The organism is Aliirhizobium wenxiniae, from assembly GCF_014201355.1.
Lineage (GTDB): Bacteria > Pseudomonadota > Alphaproteobacteria > Rhizobiales > Rhizobiaceae > Neorhizobium > Neorhizobium wenxiniae.
In genome coordinates, this window is record NZ_JACHEG010000009.1 from 194,692 (window position 1) to 211,310 (window position 16,619).

Genomic DNA, 16,619 nt, shown 5'->3' on the forward strand with positions numbered 1-16,619 from the left:
AACTTAGGTATGGATGGCGTCCAGACAAGGGCGGCCCCAAGTTAAATTCTATTTCGGCGGAAGGCGCAGGGTATTGCGGAGATGATCGAGGCACAGGTTGATGCTGGCCTCGCTGACGCAAAGCGGTGGCGCGAGGATCAGCCTGCCGGAATGGTCGACATCATGCAGGACATGTCCGTCGAGGGCATCCCATATTTCGATATCTTCGCTCCTCGGTTGTATTGACCACCATAGTCTGCGGCCCTCGATCGCTTCGATGCGATCACTTTCTTCGGCAAGTTGCCGCAAGCCCTTTTCCAGAAGCTCGCCCATGGCCGACGCATTTGCCGCCAGGTTCTCTTCACGCAACACTGTCAGCGCCGCCAATGCGGTGGCGGCATCGACCGGAGAGACCGGATTTGCGAGCGGCGCAAGCGCTTCGGAAAATTCCTCGTTGCAGAAAACCACGGACAGCCTGCCCCCATCGCCGCTGCCGGCCAGCAGAAAGTCAGGTTTGATGTCGTCGCGCTCGGTGTTCCAGAGGTTTTCGCCCAGGCGGCCGTAGCCGGTGCGCGTTTCGTCGACAATGATCAGCCGGTCGTTTTCCCGCGCTGATGTTATCTGCTCTGCTGCATGGAGAAGGCCAGGGAGCAGTTCGACGATCAGAGGTGTGGCACACTCTTCCCGTTCTGCTTGTTCGCTTGCCACGGCATAGGAAATCTCCGCCTCGTCTTCCGATGATCCGTCGATTTCGTCCTCTGCACTGTTCTCCTGATAGGCCGCGACCGCGGCCCTTTCCTCCGTCGTCTCCCTTGCTCGCGCAAGCTCGGTGATCGCTTCCATCGCTGCATGCCGGTCCTGAAACAGCACTACATCCGTAAAGCCGGGCGGCGCAATATCCACCAGCGCCTGCCTCAGCGCTTCCGCCTCGGCGCTTCCGTCGAAGGATGCGGTAAGGCGCAGATGCTGCTGATAGCTGGCAGCGGCGATCGATGGGTGCCCATGGCCGATCAGAGGCGCCATGCCGCTGAAATCGAGAACGGTGTGGCCGGTCTCGTCATAGACGAACTCATGCCATGCCCGCACCTCCCGGCCGGATATTGCAGCCGGTGCATCGCAATCGATCCCGAGAAGCGCCGAAGGCGATGGGGCGAGGCGTCGCCACACGGCGGCCTCGGATGGGCGACAGAACAGGGGTGGATGGTTTTCGTGATCCCGCGAAAGCCTCAGGCGCAGCCCGCCGACTGCCCCGGCGGCACCCGCTACCGTGCCGAGCTGATCGCCCGGACCGATTTCCGCTCCTTCGGTCAAAGCCGTTTCCATGCCCTCGACAAGCAGTGTCACGTTTTCGCCGCGCAGCGAGAATTGCGGAGCCACCTGGACTACCGTGCCTTTGAACGGGGCGATGAGTGCCGTTCCCGTCGGCAGGCAGATGTCGACATGCAGGGCAACATTCCGCGGTTCGGTCGCGACTGTGTCAGGCTTGCTTCTCGACAGTCGATATTCGCCGTAACGGGTACTGCCCATGCCCGTCTCCCAGGCAGTGCGGGCGAGAAGCCGCCAGTCGCAATCGGGATCAGTCCAGTTGCCGCCCTGAAACAGCGGGCTTTTCGAGCTCAGGTCAACGAGCCTTATCTTCTCCGCTTCCAGTTCCGGCATAAGCAGGTTCAGATCGAGAGGTTCCGGTTCGATCCTGCAGGCCTCCAGGATGCAGGCATGCATATATTCGGCGGCAACCGTCGAAGCATTGGCGAGGATCTGGCGACGTCCCCTGGCTTCCTCGGCGGCCGACTCGTCATCCGGGGCCTCGGCGTGGGTGTTTTCAGCAAGTGCTGCCGAAAACGCGATATCGGCGATAACGAGCGGCCAGAGCGCTTCCAGTTCGGCTGCATTTAGCGGATCGATCGCATGATAGCCGGTCACGGCCGGCAGGATCGATGCCGGTTCTCCCCCCTGGCTGGCGAGGATGCGGGCACAGGTCTTGGCCAACGCCGAGACGTACCAGCTTCGTGAGAGGCCACCAAGATTGGTAATTCCTGTTGGATGCCAGTCGACGTCGTCCGTCTCGCCTGTGAGATCGCCGGGGCCAAGATCCGGGATCACCAGACCGATGCGAAATTCCGCCGCCAGCGGATGAATGCGGCGCAGCGCGGACACCATGGCGCGGGCAATCATGTCGCGCGCCTCCTGGTCGGCTACCTTGGAAAGAAGCGAGACCGTGCGCGGGCCTGCCTTGCGCAAGTCGTCCTCGTGCTCGCCGTTCCAGATCAGCGGATCGAAATCCTCGAGGCTTTTCACCAGGCTTGCCAGCAATGCGCCGAGCTCGGCTGCGGTTTCTTCGGTCACATCGCGGTCTTCTGGCGGTGGATCGCCATCAAGCGCCGTCAGCAAGCGTAAAACACGGGTCGTGCCGTCGATCTCGGCCGTCAGCACTTCCGCCCCGGCCTTGGTGGCGACCGGTTCAGGCACCTGTGGCCCATCCGGACTGCGAGTGATATGGCGCATCACTTCGTGTTCGACGCGCAAAGCCTGCTCGTCCGCCAAATCCCTCATGTCGAGGAAATAACGGAGATTGCCGTTATCGACGAGATATCCGACCCCGTGTTTTTCCTCCACCGGGAAGATCTGGCCGGAGAGACCCCAATGGTCGCGCAACAGTGCCTCGATCGTATCGAGCGATACGTCGTCGGCATGGTCATCGGTGATGACAGGTGCATCAAGAATTTCGGACGCTTCGTCGCCTTGCATTCTCACTCTCCGGTAAAACCTTGACGTGAGGATAGCGCAGGCAAACGCCGCGTCCATAGGAAGTTTCAGCCTTTAACTGGCTGATTTATCCCATGCGCTCGGATGCGTAGGAACCCGGGCTTGGCGGGAAGACGACGGTGCGGTTGCCATTGATGAAAGTCCGGTGGTGGATATGCGCGTGGATGGCGCGGGCCAGAACCTGGCTCTCGACGTCGCGGCCAAGCGACACATAGTCATCCGGCGACTGTGCGTGGGTGACGCGCACCGTGTCCTGCTCGATGATCGGGCCTTCGTCGAGGTCGGCGGTGACGTAATGCGCCGTGGCACCGATCAGCTTCACACCGCGCTGATAGGCCTGTTTATAAGGGTTTGCGCCCTTGAAGCTCGGCAGGAAGGAGTGGTGGATGTTGATGATCCTGCCCGACATTTTGGCGCAGAGCTGATCGGAGAGAACCTGCATGTAGCGCGCCAGCACGACAAGCTCGGTGCCGCTCGTTTCTACCACTTCCATCAGCTGCGCTTCTGCCTGTGGCTTGTTGTCCTTCGTCACCTTGATGTGGTGGAAGGGAATATCGTTGTTCACCACCAGTTTCTGGTAGTCGAAATGGTTGGAAACGACGCCGACGATATCGATCGGCAGCGCGCCGATCTTCCAGCGATAAAGAAGGTCGTTGAGGCAATGGCCGAAGCGGGAGACCATCAGCAGAACCTTCATCCGGTCTGCCTGGTCGAAGACATCCCAGTCCATGCCGAATTTCTCGGCGACAGGGGCGAAGCTGGAAAGCAGCGCGTCGCGCTCGGCGCCCTGTTCGGAAATGAAGCTCACGCGCATGAAGAATTTGCCGGTATCGAGATCGTCGAACTGCGAACTATCGATGATGTTGCAGCCCTTTTCAGCAAGGAAGCCGGATATCGCGGCAACGATGCCGCGTGTGGATCGGCACGATACCGTCAGGACATAGTTTTTCATTCTCTGTCGTCTCCCCTGCACTGCGCTTTCAGCAAATGCCCTATACGTGATGACCGCCGATGGAAACTGCGCGGGTTGTCCGGGTGCTGTTTTTCTTGCGCCTGTGACGCTTGCCATCGTCCTTCATCGCGTCACATTAGGCGCGGCGGTGCAAAATTCCGTTCCCATTGCGCCTTTCGCGGGCGCAAGACCGCCGTCAAACGATGTGAATGCTCGCGCCCGCCTTATTAGCGATTTCATAATGCGCAGGTGCGAGGCTACCGCGCGATACCGGAGATGAAGTGTGAACATACGCGTAGGATACAGAGCTTTTGCGCGGCGGCTTGCGGTTGCCCTTTCCTGTGTCGCGGTCGCGGCCGGATCGGCACAGTCGGCTGAGTGCATGAGAGGCATCAATCTTGCAGGCGCCGAATTCGGCAGTCTCGGTCAGGAATACGGTACGGGCTACATCTATCCGTCCGACAAGACGATCGCCTATTTCAAGGGCAAGGGCTTTACCGGCGTTCGCCTGCCGTTTCTGTGGGAGCGTCTGCAGCCCAAGCTCTACGACAAGTTCAACAGCGCCGAATTGAAGCGGCTGCGCGCCGCGGTGAAGGCCATCCGGTCTGCCGGCATGCAGGTGGTTCTCGATCCGCATAATTATGGCCGCTACGAAGACCAGTTGATCGGCTCGGACGGCGTGCCGCAAAGCGCGTTCGCGGATTTCTGGCGACGGCTGGCCGCGACATTTGCAAGCCAGGATGGCATCCTGTTCGGCTTGATGAACGAGCCCTACGGCATATCCGCCGAAGACTGGCTCTCGGCCGCCAACAGCGCGATATCCGCTATCCGGCAGACCGGTGCCGATAACCTGATCCTCGTGCCCGGCACCGCATGGACCGGTGCACATAGCTGGTCAGGTGGCGATTACGGCACGCCGAATGCAAGCGTGATGACGGGCGTGACCGATCCTGCCAATAATTATGCCTTCGAAGTTCACCAATATCTGGATGTCGATTTCTCCGGCAAGAACGATGAATGCAGCCGTGCGGCCGATGCCGTGAAAGCTATCACCGATATGGGCAATTGGCTCGCCGCCCAAGGTCGCCGCGGGTTTCTCGGAGAATTCGCCGTCCCGACCATGCCGGTCTGCCAGCAATCGCTCAAGGATATGGTGGCAGTGGTCGAAAGCCGGCCGGATGTCTGGCTCGGCTGGTCCTATTGGGCCGCCGGCGACTGGTGGAAACCATCCGAACCGCTCAACATCCAGCCGACCGACACCGGCGACCGACCCCAGATGCAGACGCTGCAGACCTATTTCGCCGACCGCAAGACTTGTGGCGGGTGAGCGCGGCGAAGGGGCTCACCGGGGACGTTTCCATTTCCCCCCTCAACAAAACCAAGACCTTACAAAAAACTTCATCCCCGCCCTCCCAAACCATGCCTACAATCCGCCTGCTTCCGTCGCCGGAGTGTTGCGCGAGACGTTCGCGGGCAGGCGGAAGCCGGCGCTTTCGTCCGAACCGTAACGTGCGGCAAGGGCGGAAGGGGTGAAACGCATGGGAGAGGGGCAACCTTCTCCCTATCAAGCCTCCCCCTGGCAGCCATGCCGGGTTCGGTTGAGCCGTCCAAGCACCGGCGAAATCCGGTGTGCAGCGAGGCGAGAAGATCACCCGTAGGGACCGGAAGTCCCGAGAAAACGCCGAAGGCCACGCATATGCGGAGCCACAATACTTACTTTTCCAGAGGTCCCGCATATGCGTGCGCTTCTCCGGAATGATCTTTGACAACCACGGCAACGGTGTTGCGCGGGGTGGGATTGATGTGTGCGAACAAATGTTCGGCGCTTGTGCATGGCACAAGCCCTCAGCATCTCATTTGGCTGTTGCTATAGTTTGCCGGCAAACGGACGAGGGCTGCAGGCGCAATCACGGTAGACGCATCTCTGCGCCTCGCTCACTCCGGCGGATACCGGTGCTCTCCACCTCGGAAATCGCTCACCGAATAACAGCCGCCATCGCCACGCACGGCATTCGCGCTGATCACCGCCTTGCCGTGACCGCCCGGAATATCCAGAACGTAAGTCGGCTGGCAGAGGCCGGAAATGTTGCCGCGCAGGGCGGAGACGATCTTCTGGCCTTCCTCGATATCCATGCGGAAATGGCTTGTGCCGGGCGCAAGGTCCGGGTGGTGCAGGTAATAGGGCTTGATCCGTGTCTCGACAAAGGCCTTCATCAGGTCGCCGAGCACGGCCGGATCGTCGTTGATACCCTTCAGAAGCACGGTCTGGCTCACCATCGCAAAACCGGCATCGACCAGCCTTGCGGAGGCTGCACGAGCTTCGACCGTCATCTCGCGCGGATGATTGGCGTGAAGCGCTACATAGACGGTCTTGCCGCTTTCCTTCAATGCCGCGATCAGCGCCTCGTTGATACGATCCGGCTCGACCACCGGCACGCGGGTGTGGAACCGGACAATCTTCACATGCTCTATCGCCGCAAGTCCGCGCATGATCTCGGCCAGCCGGCGCGGAGACAGGACCAGCGGGTCACCGCCGGTCAGGATGACCTCCCAGATCTCCGGATGATCGCCGATATAGGCAAGTGCTGTCGCCAGCTCTTCGGGCGCCAGCGTGCCGTCGCCCTGCGGTCCGACCATCTCGCGGCGGAAACAGAAACGGCAATAGACCGGGCAGATATGCACGGCCTTCAAAAGCACCCGGTCGGGATAACGATGGACGATGCCCTTGACGGGGCTGTGTGCCGCGTCACCGATCGGATCTTCGCGCTCTTCCGGTGTCGTCACCAGTTCGGCCGCATCCGGAACGAACTGCAGCGCGATCGGATCGGCAGCGTCCGCCCGGTCGATCAGCGAAACCACGGTCGGCGTGATTGCGATCGCATAATGTTCGGCAACAGAGCGGATCGCGTCGAGCCCTTCGAGCGCAACAAGCCCCGCAGCCTGCAGCTCGTCCGGCGTCTTTAATGAACGGGCAGCGCTCAAGAATGCACCTCCGCCACCGGCGCCCACATGACCTGATCTATGCGCGTCGCGCCGGTTGCCAGCATGGCCAGCCGGTCGAAACCGAGGGCGGCACCACTTGCATCGGGCATCATCGCCAACGCGGCGAGGAAATCCTCGTCGATCGGATAGGTCTCGCCGTAGATGCGGGCCTTCTCCGCCATTTCGTGCTCGAAGCGGCGGCGTTGTTCGCCGGCATCGGTCAGTTCACCGAAGGCATTGGCCAGCTCGACGCCGCAGGCATAAAGCTCGAAACGTTCCGCCACGCGCGGATCGCGGGCAGACGGTCTTGCCAATGCGGCCTCGCAGACGGGGTATTCGCAAAGGATCGTCGCGCGGTCCTTGCCCAGATGCGGTTCGATCTTCTCGACCAGAACCTTGCTGAACAGATCCGCCCAGGTGTCGTCTTCGGCAATACGCATTCCGGCATTGCGCACCGATGCCGCGAGAAGATCACGATCCGTCTCTCCGGATGCGGCGACCGAAGACAGAAGATCGATGCCGGCAAACCGGTTGAAGGCTTCCGCCAGCGTCAACCGTTCCGGCTCGGCAAACGGATCGGTCTCCATGCCGCGGAAGGAAAAACGCTTCGTGCCGGTCGTCTCGGCTGCGAGCTTCAGCATGTCGGCACAATCGGCCATCAGCTGCTCGTAATCTTCGCCGGCGCGATACCATTCCAACATGGTGAATTCGGGATGGTGCAGGGGTCCACGCTCGCGGTTTCGATAGACATGCGCGAAGGTGAAGATGCGCGTCTCACCGGCTGAGAGCAGCTTCTTGGCGGCAAATTCCGGCGACGTGTGCAGGTAAAGGGGCGCGGCCTGTCCGTCGATTGTCAGGGCCTCGGTTGCAAAGGCATGAAGATGTGTCTCGTTGCCGGGCGATATCTGTAGCGTCGCCGTATCGACCTCGATGAAATCACGCGAGGAGAAGAAAGCTCTCAGCGTCGTCTGCACCCGGTTGCGACCAATCAGGAAAGGCCGGCGGTCGGCATGGCTGTTTCTGGTCCACCAGGGGAATGCGGATACGCCGGGATGGTTCATGGACGAAGCTTTCTCGCCTTGTCGGGCAATGTCAGCCAATGCCGGGGCTGGCTATTTGGCGGATTTTGCGTTAGTTGCGCCGGCAAGGAAACCTGAAAAGCATCTCCACGGCCGTTTCGCCAGTCCTCTACGACGTGGCCGGCCGAGTTACAAGGAACTCTTATGGTCAAGGTCATCGCCTCTTCCGTCCGCAAGGGCAACGTCATCGATGTCGACGGCAAGCTCTATGTCGTCCTCACCGCCGAAAACTTCCACCCCGGCAAGGGCACGCCTGTTACCCAGGTGAACATGCGCCGCATCGTCGATGGCGTGAAGGTGTCGGAACGCTGGCGTACGACGGAACAGGTCGAGCGCGCCTTCGTCGAAGACGTCAACCACCAGTTCCTTTATGAAGATGGCGAAGGCTTCCACTTCATGAACCCGGAAAACTACGACCAGATCGTCGTCGATGTCGACACGATGGGCGACCAGAAGGCCTATCTGCAGGAAGGCATGGTCTGCATCCTGTCCATGCACGAAGGTGTGGCGCTTGCCCTGCAGCTGCCGCGTCACGTCATTCTCGAAATCACCGAGACCGAACCGGTCGTCAAGGGCCAGACGGCTTCGTCTTCCTACAAGCCGGCCATGCTGTCCAACGGCATCCGCACCGCCGTGCCGCCGCATATTGATGCCGGCACCCGCGTCGTCATCGCAACGGAAGACAATTCCTACGTCGAGCGCGCCAAGAACTAATAAATTCGCCGGGGCATCGTCCCCGGCCTTCATAACGGCATTAAAAAACCTCCGAAGCGATGCTGCGGAGGTTTTTTGTTGTGCTGAATAAAGGAAGCGAGGCCGGCGAACCGGCCTCAGGCCTGATGTCAGTCCTTGACGACCTTGGCGGAAGCAACTTCCGTCTTGGCCGTGGAGCCGACTGCATAACCGCCGCCGATCGCCACGTTGAGCGAGACGTAGTTCTGCGCCATCTGCTGAACCGCGGCAGCGAGATTGGCCTGCGAGTCTGAAACCTGACGCTGTGCATCCAGAACATCGAGCAGCGAGGAGGCGCCATCGCGGTAGCTTGCGGTCGCAAGCTCGAGGGCTTCCTGATAGGACTTCACGGTTGCGCGCAGTGCAGCAACGGTGCGGCCATCGCGGGAAACTGCGGCCAGAGCGTTTTCAACTTCCTCGACGCCGGCAAGAACCGTCTGCTTCCAGGAGAGATAGGCTTCACGAGCAGCCGATTCGTTCGACTTGACGTTTGCCTTCAGAGCGCCGCCATCGAAGATCGGCAGCGACAGCGAAGGACCGAACGACCAGGACAGGATGCCGGCGTCGGCACCCAGCGATCGGGTGTAGGAAGGCGTGATCGAACCGCCCAGCGTGATCGCCGGGTAAAGCTGCGCTTCCGCGACGCCGATGCGGGCGGTTGCAGCTGCCAGCTGACGCTCGGCGGCGCGAACGTCGGGACGGTTGCGGATCAGGTCGGCCGGAACGCCCGACTTCGGGCTGAAGCGGGCAACCGGCTGGCGTGCGCCACGCTGCAGGTCTGCGATCAGCGACGATGCCGGCAGGCCGAGCAGGGTCGCGATGCGGTGCGCAGCCTGGCGGAACTGGGTTTCGAGGCCCGGCAGGTCGGCCAGCGTCGAATTGACCAGACCCTCGGCCTGGACGACGTCCAGTCGCGATGCGGCGCCGGCTTCAAGCTGCAGCTTGGTGAGGTTCAACGTCTCGCGGCGCGAATCAAGGTTTGCGCGGGTCAGCGCGATGCGTTCCTGATAATAACGAACATCGATATAAGCGCCTGCAACAGCAGAAAGCAGCGTCAGACGCGCGACGTCGACGCTTGCATAGCTGGCGTCGAGATCCGCAAGTGCGGCTTCCCTGGAGCGGGCGTAGAGACCGAAGAGATCGAGGAACCAGGAGGCGGTCGGGCCACCGGAAGCAGAATTCTGTTCAGCGAGCGAGTTGGCGCTCGGGCTGCCGCCGAGCCTGTTGGCACCGCTGCGTCCGGCCTGGGCGCTCAGGTCGAGCGAAGGAAGTCCGCCAGCGCCGGCGCTGATGACAGCTGCCTGTGCCTGATTGATACGTTCCAGCGCCTGCAGCACGTCGAGGTTCTGCGAGAGACCCTGATTGACGTAACCATTCAGGCGTGTGTCGGAGAATGCTGTCCACCAGGCATTCTTGGCAACATCACCATTGCTCGTCGAAGATCCTTCGGCGAATTTTGCCGGAAGCGAAATCTGAGGTGCAGAGTGATCAGGACCAAGTGTGCAGCTGGACAATAACAGCAATACGAGAGGGGCGGCTGCGCGAATGGAAATCATATTTTTGTCCCAAAGCCCTTACTTACATGCCCGCCTGTCGCGGGCCGACTTCATTGAATTGGCGACCGTAATCTGAGTCGATGGCAGAATGCCACCAACTGGTAAACGGATTTACATAGTCTTCGCCTGTTTTTCACGATTTGATAACCGCCTGACGACAACAAAAAACGTCGGAACGAAGAAAATTCCGATGAGTGTTGCAGAAAGCATACCACCCAGCACGCCAATACCGATTGCATTCTGTGCAGCAGAGCCTGCACCCGTTGCAATTGCCAGTGGTACGACGCCGAGGATGAAGGCGAGCGACGTCATGATGATCGGACGCAGACGAAGCCTTGCTGCCTCCATCGTCGCTTCGATCAGGCCCATGCCGGTCGCCTGCCGGTCTTTGGCGAATTCGACGATCAGGATCGCGTTCTTCGCCGCCAGACCGATGGTCGTCAGCAGGCCAACCTTGAAATAGACGTCGTTCGACTGGCTTGACAGATAGGCTGCGGCGAGAGCACCGAGCACGCCGATCGGTACCGCAAGGATGACCGAGAACGGGATCGACCAGCTCTCATAAAGGGCTGCGAGGCAGAGGAAGACGATCAGGACCGACAATGCATAGAGCATCGGTGCCTGTGAGCCAGAAAGACGTTCCTGGTAGGAAATCCCCTGCCATGCGACGGTGTAGCCACCCGGCAACTCGGTTACCAAGCGTTCCAGCTCATTCATGGCCTCGCCGGTGCTCACGCCGGGTTTGGTCGAACCTTCCAGCGACATCGCGCTGGTGCCGTTGTAACGAGCAAGCTGCGGCGTACCGGTTACCCAGTCCAGCTTGCTGAACGAGGAGAAAGGCACCATCTCGCCGTCGGTATTGCGGGCGTACCAGTATTTGATGTCGTCCGGCTGCATGCGGTAGGGCGCATCACCCTGCACGTAAACCGGCTTCAGCTCGTTGTTGAGCGTGAAGTCGTTGACGTCACGTCCGGCAAAGATGGTTGCCAGCATCGAGTTGACGGCGGCGAGATCGACACCCATGGCGCCGAGCTTTTCCTGATCGAGCAGGATCTTCAGCTGGGTTTCGCTGCGCTGGTTGTTGCTGCGAAGCGAGCTTATAAGCGGGTTGGTCGCGCTTTCGCTGATCAGTTGCTGCGAGACCTGGGTCAGTGCGTCATTGCCGTTATTACCGCTGTCGACCAGATAGGCCGAGAAGCCGCTGGAATTGCCGAGACCCTGGATGGCGGGAGGAAGCAGAGCGAAGACCTGGGCGTCACGAAGGGTAAAGAAATGCCCCTGTGCGCGCTGCAGAACTTCGGCAGCCGACTGGCCCGCACCTTCACGAGCGGAGAAGTCGCGAAGCTTGGTGAAGACAATGGCGTTGTTCTGACCGGTGCCGCTGAAGCTGAAGCCGAGTGCGCCGAAGACCGCATCGACATTATCCTTCTCCTTTTCGAGGAAGTAGGATTCCACCTGCTTGACGACTTCTTCCGTGCGCGCCGTCGTCGAGCCGACCGGCGTCTGGATGATCGTCATCAGAACGCCTTGGTCCTCCTGCGGAAGGAAAGAGGATGGAAGCCTGGTGAACAGGAAGGCGCAGCCGCCGACGATCAGCGCGAAAAGCAACATGACGCGCAACGGACGCTTCAGAAGATAACCAATCGTGCCGACATAACCGTTCGTCGTCTTGTCGAAGCCATTGTTGAACTTCGCGCCAATGCCGCTTTTCTTTTTGGCATGGTCGATTGGCTTCAGCATCGTGGCGCAAAGTGCCGGCGTCAGCACGATGGCGACGACAGCAGACAGAAGCATGGCCGAAACGATCGTGACCGAGAACTGGCGGTAGATAATTCCCGTCGAGCCACCGAAGAAGGCCATGGGAATAAACACGGCCGTCAGAACCAGTGCGATACCGATGATCGCTCCGGTGATTTCATGCATCGACTTCTCGGTCGCCTCGAGCGGCGAAAGACCCTCCTCGTCCATGATGCGCTCGACATTCTCGACGACGACAATCGCGTCGTCGACCAGAAGCCCGATCGCCAGAACCATGGCGAACATGGTCAGTGTGTTGATCGAATATCCCGTCAGGGCAAGGATGCCGAAGGTCCCGAGAAGCACGACGGGTACCGCAATCATCGGAATGAAGGTCGCGCGCAGGTTCTGCAGGAAGACGAGAAGAACGACGAAGACGAGAACGATCGCTTCGATCAGCGTGTGAACGACCTTTTCGATCGACAGTTTGACGAAGGGGGTGGTGTCGTAGGGATAGGTGATTTCAACGCCATCCGGCAGCGATCCCGCGACGCGATCCAATTCGGCCTTCACGCGGGCTGCCGTATCGAGCGCATTGGCGCCTGTCGCAAGGTTCACGGCAAAACCGGCTGCCGGCTTGGTGTTGGAACGGGATGCACCGCCATAGGATTCCTGGCCGATCTCGACACGCGCTACATCGCTCAGGCGAACCGTTGCGCCGTCCTGCTCGACCTTGAGAATGATGCGTTCGAATTCGTCGACAGTGGTCAGCTGGCTTTGGGCCGTCATGGTGACCGTCAGCTGCTGGCCTTCCGTCACCGGCTGGGCGCCGAGCGAACCAACCGAAACCTGGGTGTTCTGTGCCTCGATGGCAGAGGTCACGTCGGCCGCGGTCAACTGGTATTTCTGCAGCTTGAACGGATCGAGCCAGACGCGCATGGCATAACCGGAGCCAAAGACATTGATGCTGCCGACACCCTCGAGCCGCTGGACCTGATCTTCGATCGAGGTCGCGAAAATATCGCCGAGATCGACAGAACTGCGCTTGCCATCTTCGGAAACGAGTGCGCCGACCATGAGAATGCTCGATGTCGAGCGGGTGACCGAGATGCCTTGGCTCTGGACGACATCCGGCAATTGCGACTGTACCAGCTGCAGCTTGTTCTGCACCTGGACCTGGGCGATGTCTGGCATGATGCTGTTGCCGAAGGTCAGCGTGACGCTGGCGCTGCCCGTCGAAGACGACGAGGTCATATAGGTCAGGTCATCAAGGCCGGTCATGCCGTCCTCAATGATACTGGTTACCGACTTTTCGACCGTTTCGGCACTGGCGCCATTATATGTTGCGCTGATGCGCACGGTCGTCGGGGCGATATCGGGATATTGCGAGATCGACAGCGTGGTGATGGCAAGTGCGCCACCCAGCATGATGACGATTGCGATGACCCAGGCGAAGACGGGTCGCCGAATGAAGTAATGCGCCATTTCGAAATTCCTTGCCGCGTTTTGGGGCCGCGTTTACGGGCGAGCGTCAGCCGTTCCTACTTCTGGGGCTTTGCTTCATCGACTTTCGGTTCTTCGACCACGAAACCCTGGTCGTTGACCGTTGCCTCGACTGCTTGAACCGGTGCGCCATCGGCGATCCACTGGAAGCCGTCGACGATCAGGCGGTCGCCATCGGCAATGCCGTCGGTCACAAGCCAGTTGTTGCCGGAGGATTTGCTGGTGGTGAAGGTGCGGGTCTCGACCTTGTTGTCAGCTGTGACGAACTTTGCCGAAAGTTCGCCACGGGCATTACGCGTCGCGGCTCTCTGTGGAATGAGATAGCCGTTCTCGGTGCCGACGGTAACGGTTGCACGTACATACATGCCCGGCAGGATAATATGATCGGGATTGTCGAATATGGCACGGATCTGGTAGGTTCCGGTGGTCTCGCTGACGGCAAGTTCCGCCATGTTCAGCTTGCCGTTATGGTCGTATTTGGTGCCGTCTTCGAGCATCAGGCTGATATCGGCCGTGCGGGGATCGCCGTGAAGACGGCCCGAAGCAACAGCTGCGCGCAATTCCAGGAGATTGGTGCTGGAATCGATAAGGTCGATATAGATCGGGTCGATATTGCGCAGAGTGGTCAGTGCGGTGGTCTGGTTGGCCGTAACGATATTGCCGATGCTGACGGTCGAGATCGTTGTCAGGCCATCGAATGGTGCGCGAATCTTGGTGAAGTCGAGATCAATCTGGGCCGAGTTCAAGGCCGCCTTGGCAGATTCGACATCGGCTTCGGCCTGCAGCAGCGTCACCTTTGCGTTTTCATACTCGATCTGGGTCGCGCCGCTGTTTACCAGCCGTTCGTAACGGGTCATGTTCGCCTGGGCTGCAGGAATGCTGACCTGAGCCTTCTGAAGCGCAGCCTGTGCCTGAGCGACTGCTGCGGCATAGGTGTCGTCATCGATCTGGTAAAGAACCTCGCCGGCCTTGACCTCGCTTCCTTCCTTGAAGGTGATCTCGCTGATGGCGCCGGTGACGCGCGGACGAATTTCCGTGGTCTGGAATGCGACGGCGCGGCCCGGAAGCACGTTGGTGATCGGCCGGTCGGTCTTTTTCATCACGACGACGCTGACCGGTGACGCCGGCTTCTGCGGGCTTTGGCCTGCGGATTGCTGTCCCTGATCACTGCAGGCGGAAAGCGCAGTTGCAAGGAGGAGTGGAAGCACCAGTTTGCGAAGGTTCATGATTCTTTTCCAGACGCTGTGGCGTGAAGGATATCTCGATTGCCGCCTTTGGGGACGAAGGCGGCAATTAGCCGGCAGGATACCGGCAGAACTAGGGCGCAGACGTGAAAGGTCGCGTCCGCTCGCTCGAAAAGTGACGTAATTTAATTTTCATCACTTTGCAAGCGGGTTTTGAAGGGCTGCATTGGCAAGGTCAACGAGACCATTCAGCCGCTCTTCCAGCTCGGCCTGTGTTTCGTGAATAAGAAATATGGGATGAAGAACACTGGCAAAAGACGCAGCGACGTAGCGGCTCGTCTTGCGGCTATCGGTGCAATGATAAACGCCGGCATCGACGCCATCCTGAATAAGATTGAAGAAAAGATCCTCGATGAGCTGCTTGTAATGAAAGCCGCTCTCCAGCTCGGTCTGCGTCACGAGAAAGATCATTTCAAGGAAGAATGCGTTCTCGCGAATATCTTCCATATGGGCCTGCATCAACCGGCGGACGATGAGTCCGAGCTTTTCAGGCGGCGGTGCAGGTGTATCGACCGTGTTGAAGCGGCCGATCATGTGAGTGATGTGACGATCACAAATGGCGTCTATCAGCGCGGTCTTCGAACTGAAGTGCTTGAACACGTTGGCAGGCGACATGCCAAGTTCATGGGCAATGTCGGCGATGGACGACTTGCCGATGCCCCGTTCGCGGAAAAGGGCATCGGCAGTCCGCAAAATATCCTCGCGTGTTTCTTCAGCTTTGCGACGCGGTTTTCGCACGCTTAAGTCCTCGTTATTTTACCTCGATAAACGGGCGGAGCCCTATTTCACGAAATAGGGCGCAAGATTGGTGCGGATACGCTGCAATACCGTTTCGCCATTCCGGTCGGGAACGAAGGGCGTGCCGGTGATCATTTCGAAGGCGTGCCGGTAGACGGACGACGTTTCCTCGATGAGGTCCGAGGGAATGGGCGGGAGTTCGTCCTTATAGGGGTCACAGCGCTCCACGACCCAGGCCCGAACAAAGTCCTTGTCGAAGCTTTTCGGACGTCCGCCCGTGCGAAAAGCCTCATCATAACTGTCGGCGATCCAGTAACGGCTGCTATCGGGCGTATGAATTTCATCAGCCAGAATGATGGTGCCGTCGGCATCGGTGCCGAATTCATATTTCGTGTCGACGAGGATAAGGCCGCGTTTTGCCGCTATCTCCTGGCCACGCGCGAAAAGAGCGAGCGCATAAGTCGAAAGTGTCTGCCATTGCTCTGCTGTCAGCAGGCCCTGATCGATAATGTCTCGGGGTGAGAGCGGCTCGTCATGGCCGCCGTCGAAGGCCTTGCTGGTCGGCGTGATTACCGGTTCGGGAAGTACCTGATTATCCTTCAGGCCATCGGGCAGGTTCAGTCCATAGATGTTGCGCTCACCTTTCTTATAAAGGGTGAGAAGCGAGGTGCCTGTCGTGCCGGCCAGATAACCGCGCACGACGATCTCGACCGGCAGAATATCGAGACGCTTGCCGACTACGACATTCGGATCCGGGTAGGCGATAACATGATTGGGGCAGATGTCCTTCGTCGCCTCGAACCAGTAGCGGGCGGTCTGGGTCAGGACATGGCCCTTATCCGGAATGCAGGTAATGATGCGATCGAAGGCGCTGAGGCGATCCGTGGCAATGATGATGCGTTCGCCGCTTGGCAGGTCGTAATTCTCCCGTACCTTGCCGCGATAATATTTGGGCAATTCGGCAATAAAAGCTTCTTCCAAGACGCGCACGATGATCGCTCCGAAAATGGCCAAGAGGGCCAGGGTCTATATAAAGGGTGCCTTCGCTATCGCATGTTTCTTCTTTTCGGCACAAGGATATTGCGGCCTTGTGGTTCAGCTGCCGCCCGAGGAGGTTCATCGTCGAATTCCGCCTGGTTAATGGTTGGTGAATCGTGAAATATCGCGGAAAAATCCATAAACATCTTTAAAATCAATTGGTTGTAGTTTTTTTGAAGTTTTTGCGACTGGGTGTGTTGACTTGAAAAAGGTGTTCCGACTATAACCCGCTCACTGACGAGGGCGGCGGCGCTGCTAGCGACGATGTCCTTCGTTCTAGAGAAATCTAGGAAAAATTGCTGAAAAGTTGGCT

12 protein-coding genes are annotated in these 16,619 nt (G+C 59.3%); 2 read left to right on the forward strand and 10 right to left on the reverse strand.

Translation table 11 applies throughout. The features are described 5' to 3' along the window. Positions 1 to 48: 48 nt before the first annotated feature. Both HNQ72_RS26160 and purU read right to left on the reverse strand, forming a co-directional pair. Positions 49 to 2,727, reverse strand: a complete 2,679-nt coding sequence (locus tag HNQ72_RS26160; RefSeq protein ID WP_183996857.1) for an aminotransferase class III-fold pyridoxal phosphate-dependent enzyme — start codon at positions 2,725 to 2,727, stop codon at positions 49 to 51. An 85-nt stretch (positions 2,728 to 2,812) separates the two neighbouring features. Beyond that, positions 2,813 to 3,697 (reverse strand): formyltetrahydrofolate deformylase, encoded by an 885-nt coding sequence (purU, locus tag HNQ72_RS26165; protein ID WP_183996859.1) that lies wholly within the window; start codon positions 3,695 to 3,697, stop codon positions 2,813 to 2,815. A 283-nt stretch (positions 3,698 to 3,980) separates the two neighbouring features. Here purU and HNQ72_RS26170 point away from each other — a divergent pair, with 283 nt between their 5' ends. Then, positions 3,981 to 5,024, forward strand: coding sequence for a glycoside hydrolase family 5 protein (locus HNQ72_RS26170; RefSeq protein WP_244654558.1), 1,044 nt, complete (start codon positions 3,981 to 3,983; stop codon positions 5,022 to 5,024). 608 nt (positions 5,025 to 5,632) lie between these two features. Here HNQ72_RS26170 and HNQ72_RS26175 read toward each other — a convergent pair. Both HNQ72_RS26175 and epmA read right to left on the reverse strand, forming a co-directional pair. Beyond that, entirely contained in the window at positions 5,633 to 6,679 is a 1,047-nt protein-coding gene (locus HNQ72_RS26175) for a lysine-2,3-aminomutase-like protein (protein WP_183996861.1), read from the reverse strand. Next, a complete protein-coding gene (gene epmA / locus HNQ72_RS26180; protein ID WP_183996863.1) occupies positions 6,676 to 7,740 on the reverse strand; it encodes an EF-P lysine aminoacylase EpmA in 1,065 nt (354 codons plus the stop codon). The genes HNQ72_RS26175 and epmA overlap by 4 nt, the downstream gene beginning before the upstream one ends. 162 nt (positions 7,741 to 7,902) lie before the next feature. On the opposite strand from epmA, the gene efp reads away from it, so the two are divergent. After that, positions 7,903 to 8,472, forward strand: a complete 570-nt coding sequence (gene efp / locus HNQ72_RS26185; protein WP_112509099.1) for an elongation factor P — start codon at positions 7,903 to 7,905, stop codon at positions 8,470 to 8,472. 128 nt (positions 8,473 to 8,600) lie between these two features. On the opposite strand, the gene HNQ72_RS26190 is transcribed toward efp, so the two are convergent. The 6 genes from HNQ72_RS26190 to HNQ72_RS26215 form a co-directional block, all read right to left on the reverse strand. After that, positions 8,601 to 10,046: an efflux transporter outer membrane subunit gene (locus tag HNQ72_RS26190; RefSeq protein ID WP_183996865.1), complete on the reverse strand. Its 1,446-nt coding sequence runs from the start codon at positions 10,044 to 10,046 to the stop codon at positions 8,601 to 8,603. A 111-nt stretch (positions 10,047 to 10,157) separates the two neighbouring features. Next, positions 10,158 to 13,268: an efflux RND transporter permease subunit gene (locus tag HNQ72_RS26195; RefSeq protein WP_183996867.1), complete on the reverse strand. Its 3,111-nt coding sequence runs from the start codon at positions 13,266 to 13,268 to the stop codon at positions 10,158 to 10,160. A gap of 56 nt (positions 13,269 to 13,324) precedes the next feature. Then, positions 13,325 to 14,512, reverse strand: coding sequence for an efflux RND transporter periplasmic adaptor subunit (locus HNQ72_RS26200; RefSeq protein WP_183996869.1), 1,188 nt, complete (start codon positions 14,510 to 14,512; stop codon positions 13,325 to 13,327). Between the two features lie 153 nt (positions 14,513 to 14,665). Continuing rightward, positions 14,666 to 15,268, reverse strand: coding sequence for a TetR/AcrR family transcriptional regulator (locus HNQ72_RS26205; RefSeq protein WP_183996871.1), 603 nt, complete (start codon positions 15,266 to 15,268; stop codon positions 14,666 to 14,668). A gap of 42 nt (positions 15,269 to 15,310) precedes the next feature. Then, entirely contained in the window at positions 15,311 to 16,258 is a 948-nt protein-coding gene (locus tag HNQ72_RS26210; RefSeq protein ID WP_183996873.1) for a phosphoribosylaminoimidazolesuccinocarboxamide synthase, read from the reverse strand. Positions 16,259 to 16,314: 56 nt separating this feature from the next. Continuing rightward, positions 16,315 to 16,619: hypothetical protein (locus tag HNQ72_RS26215; protein ID WP_183996875.1), on the reverse strand; the 305-nt coding region annotated here is incomplete at its 5' end.

Coding starts and splice junctions, on each gene's coding strand:
- HNQ72_RS26160 (WP_183996857.1), bottom strand. CDS start 2,727: ATGCAAGGCGACGAAGCGTCCGAAATTCTTGATGCACCTGTCATCACC.
- purU (WP_183996859.1), bottom strand. CDS start 3,697: ATGAAAAACTATGTCCTGACGGTATCGTGCCGATCCACACGCGGCATC.
- epmA (WP_183996863.1), bottom strand. CDS start 7,740: ATGAACCATCCCGGCGTATCCGCATTCCCCTGGTGGACCAGAAACAGC.
- efp (WP_112509099.1), top strand. CDS start 7,903: ATGGTCAAGGTCATCGCCTCTTCCGTCCGCAAGGGCAACGTCATCGAT.
- HNQ72_RS26190 (WP_183996865.1), bottom strand. CDS start 10,046: ATGATTTCCATTCGCGCAGCCGCCCCTCTCGTATTGCTGTTATTGTCC.
- HNQ72_RS26195 (WP_183996867.1), bottom strand. CDS start 13,268: ATGGCGCATTACTTCATTCGGCGACCCGTCTTCGCCTGGGTCATCGCA.
- HNQ72_RS26200 (WP_183996869.1), bottom strand. CDS start 14,512: ATGAACCTTCGCAAACTGGTGCTTCCACTCCTCCTTGCAACTGCGCTT.